Source organism: Roseobacter sp., from assembly GCF_024639605.1.
Lineage (GTDB): Bacteria > Pseudomonadota > Alphaproteobacteria > Rhodobacterales > Rhodobacteraceae > Roseobacter.
Window position 1 is genome coordinate 19,203 of record NZ_JAHEHZ010000036.1, and the last position, 8,624, is coordinate 27,826.

At 61.9% G+C, this 8,624-nt stretch carries 7 protein-coding genes and 1 pseudogene; 4 read left to right on the top strand and 4 right to left on the bottom strand.

The window, feature by feature from the left end; genetic code table 11:
• The first annotated feature begins 27 nt into the window (after positions 1-27).
• Together Q0M35_RS06890 and Q0M35_RS06895 are read left to right on the top strand one after the other, a co-directional pair.
• Positions 28-2,490, top strand: a complete 2,463-nt coding sequence (locus tag Q0M35_RS06890; protein WP_295313520.1) for a penicillin acylase family protein — start codon at positions 28-30, stop codon at positions 2,488-2,490.
• 4 nt (positions 2,491-2,494) lie between these two features.
• Positions 2,495-3,058: a pseudouridine synthase gene (locus Q0M35_RS06895; RefSeq protein WP_295313522.1), complete on the top strand. Its 564-nt coding sequence runs from the start codon at positions 2,495-2,497 to the stop codon at positions 3,056-3,058.
• Here Q0M35_RS06895 and hflX read toward each other — a convergent pair whose 3' ends face one another.
• The 4 genes from hflX to trkA all read right to left on the bottom strand — a co-directional run bounded on the left by hflX (position 3,059) and on the right by trkA (position 7,657).
• Positions 3,059-4,357: a GTPase HflX gene (gene hflX, locus Q0M35_RS06900; protein WP_295313524.1), complete on the bottom strand. Its 1,299-nt coding sequence runs from the start codon at positions 4,355-4,357 to the stop codon at positions 3,059-3,061.
• Entirely contained in the window at positions 4,354-4,593 is a 240-nt protein-coding gene (gene hfq / locus Q0M35_RS06905) for an RNA chaperone Hfq (RefSeq protein ID WP_007119530.1), read from the bottom strand. The genes hflX and hfq overlap by 4 nt, the downstream gene beginning before the upstream one ends.
• Before the next feature lie 130 nt (positions 4,594-4,723).
• Positions 4,724-6,277 (bottom strand): potassium transporter TrkG, encoded by a 1,554-nt coding sequence (locus tag Q0M35_RS06910; RefSeq protein WP_295313527.1) that lies wholly within the window; start codon positions 6,275-6,277, stop codon positions 4,724-4,726.
• Between the two features lie 3 nt (positions 6,278-6,280).
• The gene (trkA, locus tag Q0M35_RS06915; RefSeq protein ID WP_295313528.1) at positions 6,281-7,657 is read right to left on the bottom strand and encodes a Trk system potassium transporter TrkA; all 1,377 of its coding nucleotides are present in this window, start codon (positions 7,655-7,657) and stop codon (positions 6,281-6,283) included.
• Positions 7,658-7,765: 108 nt separating this feature from the next.
• Here trkA and Q0M35_RS06920 point away from each other — a divergent pair, with 108 nt between their 5' ends.
• Positions 7,766-8,239 carry a hypothetical protein gene (locus tag Q0M35_RS06920; protein WP_295313530.1) on the top strand — a complete coding sequence of 158 codons (474 nt, stop codon included), beginning with the start codon at positions 7,766-7,768 and terminating at the stop codon, positions 8,237-8,239.
• A 52-nt stretch (positions 8,240-8,291) separates the two neighbouring features.
• Positions 8,292-8,624, top strand: a pseudogene (locus Q0M35_RS06925) (nuclear transport factor 2 family protein); the annotation flags it as partial.

Genomic DNA, 8,624 nt, shown 5'->3' on the forward strand with positions numbered 1-8,624 from the left:
AAGAGCGCGGATATTAACAGGCACCTCATGGCACTGCTCTTCAGATGGCTTTTCCGGATCGCCGGCGGGATGATCTTTCTGATCGTTCTGGGCGTGGCGCTCGTGTGGTACCTCGCCTCGCGTTCTCTGCCTGACTATGACGCCACCATTATCGCGCCCTATCTGAATGCGCCGGTCGAGATCGTGCGCGATAATGCCAATGTGCCGCATATCTTCGGCGAGACCGATGAAGATGTCTTTTACGCGCTGGGGTTCGCTCATGCCCAGGACCGCTTGTGGCAGATGACGATGCTGCGCCGCACAGTTCAGGGGCGGCTCTCCGAGGTCTTTGGCACACCGACGGTCAGCATTGATAAGCTGATGCGCCGGCTCGATCTTTACAGCCGGGCGACGGCATCGGTCGAGGTTCAGGACGAGCGCACACGGCGGCTTCTGAGTGCCTATGCGACCGGGGTAAATGTGCGGCTGGACCAGGTCAATGCCAGCGCTCTGGGGCGTGGTGCGCCGGAGATGTTCGTCTTTAACGCGCCGGTTGCCCCCTGGCGTCCGGCGGATTCGCTGGCGATCATCAAGCTGATGGCGCTGCAGCTTTCCGGGCATCTGGATGCGGAGGTGCTGCGCGCGCGGATGTCTCTGGTGGTGCCGGATGCGGACCGGCTGAGCGATATTCTGCCCGAGGTGCCAGGCAGCGGTGTTGTCGCTCTGCCCGAATACGCAGGCATCGTCCCGGGTGTGCTGCCATTCGCCGGGGCGGCTCCCCCGGAGCGGCATCCTCTCTCGCCCTTCCGGGCCGGCGTGATGGCCGGTGCCTCGAATGTCTGGGCCGCCGCGCCTTCCCGTTCGGCCTCCGGCGGGACGCTCCTTGCCAATGACCCGCACCTTGGCTTTACCGCTCCTGCGATCTGGTATCTGGCGCGCATGGAGCTGCAGTCGGGCGGCGTGATCGGCGGCACCATACCCGGCCTGCCCCTTGTGCTCACCGGGCGCAGCGCATCGCTGGGCTGGGGGCTGGCGTCGGCGGGAATGGACGATCAGGACGTGTTTATTGAGAAGGTCAATCCTGACAACCCCGAGGAATACCGCACACCCGACGGGTTCAAAGCCTTTCAGACGCGTGGCTCGATCATCAACATCAAAGATGAAACACCGATCACCATAACCCTGCGCTGGACGGACAACGGCCCTGTGCTGCCCGGTACGCATTATAATCTTGCGGCGGTGACCCCGCCGGGGCATGTGGCGTCGCTGGCCTGGACGGCGCTCAGCCCGCGCGATACGTCGATGACAGCAGCGCTGAAGCTGATGGAGGCGAAATCGGTGCGCGAGGGTATCGCCGCGATCGAGGGTTTTGTCGCCCCGGCACAGAATATGGTGTTGGTGGATCGCGAAGATATCGCGATGAAGATGATCGGTGTCATGCCCCGCCGCGATGCGCGTCATCAGAGCCAGGGGCGCATGCCCAGCCCCGGATGGATCGCCGCTAACCGCTGGCAGGGGCGTCTGCCCTATGCGTCCAACCCCGAGTTCATCGCACCCAATGGCGGTATTCTGGGCAATACCAACAACAAGACCGTCGACCGGCCCTTTCCCAACCACGTTTCCTTTACCTGGGGCGACACGCAACGGGTGCAGCGCTGGCGCCGCCTGATGCAGTCACGTCAGGTGCACACCCGTGACAGCTTTATAGAAGCACAGCTCGATACCGTGAGTTTCACGGCGCGGTCGCTGTTGCCGCTGATCGGTGCCGAGCTCTGGTTCACCGGTGAGGCCGCCCCGGACGGCACGCCGCTGCGCCAGAGGCAGCGCGCGCTGACCCTGCTCGCGGGATGGTCGGGTGAGATGAATGAGCACCTGCCCGAGCCGCTGATTTATGCCGCCTGGCTGCGCAGTCTTCAGGCGCGGATCGTGCAGGACGAACTGGGGCCTCTGGCAGCTGCCATGACCCATGTGGAGCCGCTTTTCATCGAGAGGGTGTTCCGCGATGTGGACGGTGCGGGCGTCTGGTGTGATGTCATACAGTCCGCCGCAACCGAGACCTGCGCAGATATGGCGCGGCTGGCGCTCGATGATGCACTGATCTCGATCAGCGAGACCTGGGGGCCGGCACTGGAGTCGCTGCGCTGGGGCGATGCGCATCAGGCCACGCATGATCATCCGGTGCTGGGAGAGGTGCCCCTCCTGCGGTTTTTCGTCAATATCCGCCAGTCCACCAACGGGGGAGATAACACGCTGCAGCGCGGTCTGACCCGTGGCACCGGCCCCGAGCCCTTTCAGAATGTGCACGGCGCGGCCTATCGCGGGGTCTACGATTTTGCCGATCCTGACAGCTCGGTTTTTGTGACGTCCACCGGCCAGTCGGGGCACTTTCTGTCGCGCCATTATGACGATCTGGCGCAGCTCTGGCGGCGCGGGGAATATATCCCGATGTCGCTTGATCAGGATCTGGCGCGCGCGGCCTCGGTCGGTGTCACCGTGCTGCGCCCGCGGTGATCCTGTGGCGCGGGTCATTCTCTTCAATAAACCCTTCGGGGTCCTGTCGCAGTTTACGGACAAAGGCACCGAAGGATCACCACGCCCCACCCTCTCGGGCTTTATTGATGTGCCGGGGTTCTATCCCGCCGGGCGGCTGGACCGTGACAGCGAGGGGTTAATGGTCCTGACCGACGATGGCCGGCTGCAGGCACGTATCGCAAATCCGCGCCACAAAATGGCGAAAACCTATCTGGTGCAGGTCGAAGGCCCACCGGATGAGGCGGCACTTGCCGCGCTGCGCGCCGGCGTTGTGCTCAAAGACGGGCCGACAGGCCCCGCTCAGGCAGACCTGACCGATCCTCCGGACACTCTCTGGCCGCGCGACCCGCCGGTGCGGTATCGCAAATCCGTGCCTGACCATTGGCTGGAAATCACCATTTCCGAAGGCCGCAACCGCCAGATCCGGCGCATGACTGCAGCCGTCGGACTGCCCTGTCTGCGGCTCGTCAGGATGCGGGTGGGACAATGGAAACTGAACGATCTGGTCCCGGGCGCCTGGCGCTACGCCAGCGCTGACGGACCCTGATCAGAGGCGCTTGTACTGATCCATCTGATCGGCGGTCCAGCGCACGGTAATTTCAAAACCCGCATCGGTCTGGTCTTCATGGGCGACCAGATCCTGCTGAAAAAGCCAGGCGCGCTTGCGTCCCTCGGCAAATCCCAGACGCAGTGTTTCCTCGTGTTTGACGCCCTGCAGCCTTTTGGTGATTGCCGCCAGCAAAGCGTCGAGACCTTCGCCCGTCAGCGCGGAGATGGCAAAGACATCCTCGTCGCGCTCAGCCCGCGCGCGCACCGCGTCGGCGGCATCGGCGGGCATGGTATCGATCTTGTTCCAGACTTCGAGCGTGGTGCGGTCGTCGGGCACGCCCAGGGATGCCATGATCGTGGTGACGTCCTGAGCCTGTTCTTCGGTTTCTGAATGCGCAATGTCGCGCACATGGCAGATGATATCAGCGGCCAGCACCTCTTCGAGAGTGGCACGGAAAGCTGCGACCAGTTCGGTCGGCAGATCAGAGATAAACCCGACCGTATCTGACAGGATCACCTCGGGCCCGTCGGGGAGCTCAAGCCGGCGCATGGTGGGATCAAGCGTGGCAAAGAGCATGTCTCTGGCCATCACCCCTGCCCCCGTCAGCCGGTTAAAGAGTGTTGATTTGCCAGCGTTGGTGTACCCGACAAGTGCTACAATCGGATAGGGCACTTTGGCGCGTGCCGCACGGTGCAGCGCGCGCGTTTTGACAACCTTGTCGAGCTGCCTGCGCAGCCGCACGAGTTGTTCATCAATGGCACGACGGTCTGCCTCGATCTGCGTCTCGCCGGGGCCGCCGACAAAGCCAAGACCACCACGCTGACGTTCAAGGTGTGTCCACGCCCGGACCAGCCGTGTCCGCTGATAACTCAGCGCGGCCATCTCGACCTGCAGAACGCCTTCGCGGGTTGCGGCACGGTCGCTGAAAATCTCAAGGATCAGCCCGGTGCGGTCGAGAAGCTTCACGCCCCAGGCTTTTTCGAGGTTACGCTGCTGCACAGGGCTCACCGGCCCGTCGACCAGCACCAGCCCGACCTCTTCATCTTCAAAGCGCTCTTTCAGTTCGGCGATTTTGCCGGTGCCGAACAGCATCCCGGCGCGCACGGTTTTGAGCGGTATCACATCTGCGCCGGCGACCTGCAGCTCTGGCAGCGCACGGGCGAGCGACACGGCCTCGGCCAGCGCGTGGTCAGCGTCACGCCGGTCAGGGTCGGTTTTTATATCCGGATGCAGCACCCAGGCCCGGGTTGTTTTCGGGCCGTCTGTATTATCAATCTGAAACGGCGGACGGCTCAAGAAGCGTCTTCGCCCTCATAAAGGCTTATCGGCTGGCTGGGCATAATTGTCGAAATGGCATGTTTATACACCAGTTGCGACTGTCCATCCCGGCGCAAAAGCACACAGAAATTATCAAACCAGGTTATTACACCCTGCAGTTTCACCCCGTTGATCAGAAAGATCGTCACCGGGACTTTGGTTTTGCGCACGTGATTCAGGAACGCATCCTGAAGGTTCTGTCTGTCCGACGCCATTCTGGTACCAGCCTTTTTTCTTGCCGAGACCCGCGGACCGGGTCTTTTCCCTCGTGTGTGAGTATGAATGGGACGCAGGGGAGTTTCCAGCCCAAAAATCAGCCCGTTACAGAGCTGAAAAATTGCTGTATCAACTGCGCCACAAATCCGGCGTCAAAAGAGCAATAATGGCAAGCGTTTCGAGACGCCCGAGCACCATGGCAGCACAGAATACTGATTTCGCAGAAGCGCTCAATTCTGCCAGTCTGATAGGGTCTTCGGCGGCGAACTGGGTCAGCGGGCCTGTTGTCGAAAGACCGGCAACCGCCAGCACCAGCGCATCCTCAAAAGCGACGCCGAGAAGAGCCAGCAGCATTGTCACGACCGCAAGGGTCAGCGCAAAGAGCATGAAGAAGATCCACGCAATGAAAGCGCCGTTGCGCTGAATGCGGCGGCCCTCGCTGCCGGCGCGGCTGACCGATGACGGATGCACGAGGCGTTCCAGTTCGCGCCGCCCGTTGAGATAGAGCGCAAAGACCCGCAACAGTTTGACGCCGCCCGCGGTGGTCGCAACGCCGCCGCCGATCAGGGACAGCCCCATCAGAATCAACCCCGGTGTGTTGAGACCGGACCAGGACTGCGCTTCGTTCCAGCCGGCACTGGTAAACCCGGTCGTGGTCAGAAAAGACAGTACGGTGAACATCGAGCCCCAGAACGCCCGCACCGCCTCGACCGGATCGTCACCCGCCGAAACATCCAGCGCCCCCATCCAGTGCCGCAGGAACAGCACAACCGGCACCCCCACCATGATCATCAGCCCCACGCGGAATTCAGGATCGGTGCGCAGACCGCCCTGGGTGGCGGTGACGGTGTCAGAGGAGAACGTCAAACGCGACAGAGCAAAGAGCATAAACAGCAGCATCAGCACTTCGCCGGTAAATCCCGATCCGTTATTGGCAACGCCCCCGACCGGGGAAATGCCAGAGGTCGCCATAACCGACATCGCATGGGTCAGCGCCACGAGCGGCCGGTCGCCGCTGACATAAAGCAGGACCCACAAGAGCACGGTCAGACCGACATAGATGGGCACAAGCGTTCCCACGACACGCAAAAGACGGCCGCGCGGATCGGTCCGGCCCACAAGGCCGGAGAGGCTTTCGCGCTGTCCCGGTTCCGCCTGAGCCGTGACCTCAAAGCCACCGAGGTTCAGCGGCGCCAGAATGGCTGAGGCGGCGATCCACATGGTGATGCCGCCCATCCATCCGACCTGCGCGCGCCACAGATGCAGTGTGTCATTGAGCCGCCCGGGTTCGTCGAAAAAGCTGGCACCTGTGGTGGTGATCGCACTGATCATCTCGGCATAGGCATTGAAGAACCGGGTATTGCCCAGACCCTCGTGAAAGGGGATGGCGAGAAAGACCGGCAGAAAAACAAAGGTCGAGAAAAGCGACATCAGCGTGCCAAGTGCACCATGGCGGGGCAGCCGGCCGGCATGTGCGGTTGCGATGAGACCAAAGGTCACCAGACCCAGCAGCCCGCAGTAGAAAAAGGCCCGCGCGGTATCAAGCTCGCGGATCGCACCGCCTTGCAGTGCGGGTACGAACATCGACACAGACGCGACACCAAAGATCAGCAGAAACAGCGGCAGATCAATGAGATGCGCCAGAGCGGAGCGCCGGGCTCTTCGGTGTGGCGTACGTGCCATCGTTCAGAAGAAATCGATGGAGACCTGCATCAGCCGCTCCACCTCGGGCACGTCCCCGGCCAGCGCAAAGAGCGCGATCACATCGCCTTCGTCAATCCGGGTGCTGCCCATGGGCCGGATGATCTCGTCTCCCTTGCGCAGCGCCCCCACCAGCACGCCTTCGGGAAAATCAATCTCCGAAATGCGCCGCCCGGCCAGAGGAGAGGTCGAGAGCACCTCGGCCTCGATCACTTCGGCCTCGGCATCGCCAATGGAGTAAACCGCGCGCACCCGTCCGTGCCGGATGTGGCGCAGAATAGAGCTGACCGTGGTGGCGCGCGGGTTGATGTAGGCATCAATCCCCAGCGGCCCCATCAGCGGCACGAGCGTCGGGTCATTGATCAGGGCAATCACATAGCCGCAGCCTTCGGCTTTGGCACGCACGCAGGCGAGCATATTCGTCTTGTCGTCATCTGTGATCGCCAGCATCGCATCGGCCCGCGTGATGCCGGCCTCCGCCAGCAGGGCCGCATCCAGACCATCGCCGTTCAGCACGATTGTGCGTTCCAGCGCTTCAGCGGCGCGTTCGGCACAGATCCGGTTTTTCTCGATCACTTTCGTGCGCACGCGTGCGGTGCGCGATTCCAACGCCTGAGCCACGGCGAGACCGACATTGCCGCCGCCCACCAGAACCACGCGCTCCTGTTTGGACTGTTTCTTGCCAAATATTTCCATGGTGCGCGGGATGTCATCCACATGCGCAAAGACATAGCAGTCGTCCCCGGCAAAAAGCTGATCTTTGGGTTCGGGGGCAAACAGCGTGCCTTCGCGCCGGACGCCCACGACCACCGCGCGCAGTGTCGAGAAAAGATCTGTGAGCTGGCGCAGCGGCGTGTTGAGCACCGGGCAGCTTTCCTCAAGGCTGATGCCCAGCAGGTGCGCCTTGCCATCCATAAAGATCTCGGTGTCAAACGCTGCCGGCGCCGCGAGCCGTTGCAGAGCCGCTGCCGCCACTTCGCGCTCGGGGCTGATCACCACATCGATGGGCATGTGATCGCGACGATAGAGATCGGAATAGATCGCGTTGAGATAGGACTGGCTGCGCAGACGGGCGATCTTGCGGTTGATGCCGAAAACCGAATGCGCGACCTGGCAGGTCACCATATTGACCTCGTCGGAATGGGTCGCGGCGATGATCATTTCCGCATCACCGGCACCTGCCCGGTCGAGCACATCGGGATAGCTCGCAAAGCCTGCAATGCCCTGAACATCCAGCGAATCCGTGGCACGGCGCACCAGATCGGGGTTGTTATCGACCACGGTCACGTCATTGCGCTCGCCCGACAGATGGCGCGCAATCTGCCAGCCCACCTGGCCTGCACCGCAGATAATAACCTTCATTCCGTGCGTCCTTCAGGGCCTCACCGGACCTTCTGAATGGCAGAAGGGTCAGATACGGTCAATTCAATTGTCCGGGCGGGTCGTTCGGTGCAGTATAGGTGCATGTATATGGTAAAACCACTGTTTGTCCTCACCGCGGCGCTTGTTCTGCTCCAGGCCTGTACGCCGTTTTCAATCTATCACCGTCCGGGCGTCGAAGTGTCCCGCATGCAGTCCGATCTGCTGAACTGTCAGGTTGCATCCTCGCAGTCGGTACCCGTTTCCACACAGATCCGCCGCGAGCCGCCCCGCTATATTCCCGGGCGGCATTATTGCCGGCCCGACGGGCGCTGTTACCGCAATGCCGGATATTACATCCCCGGTGAGGTTTATACCATCGATGCCAACGCCGGGCTGCGCGATCGCGTCACAACGCAGTGCATGGCCGATCGCGGCTACCGCCCGGTTGAGTTGCCGGCCTGCAGCGGCACTGTGAAAGCACGTGCCCCACGGGGCGTGACAACCGTGTTGCCACCGCTGGATGAAAAGAGCTGCGTGATCCGCAATGACGACAAAACCTGGCAGATCGTGACAACCCGCTGAATTTGTCGCTTTTGTGCTGGAAGCTCAGCGCGCGCCTTTCTACTGATGGCGCATGGTTGCTGCGATTCCCGATATCTCCCCTGATTTTGAACCCGCCCGCCGCCTTGTGCGGGCGCATTATGACGCTCTCGAAGGCGCCACAGCGCAAACCGTGCGTCAAATCCTGTTTGAGCGGATGGCCCCCGACTGTCACTGGTACGGTATGCACCCGTTTCACGAACAGACCGGCCCGGACGCGATTGCGCAGACGTTCTGGGAGCCCTTCCTTACGTCGTTCACCGGTGTGCAGCGGCGCGAGGATATCTTTTTTGCCGGTCTGAACGAGATTGACGGTTTCCAGGGCCGATGGACCTGTTCGATGGGCCATCTGATGGCACTTTTCGAT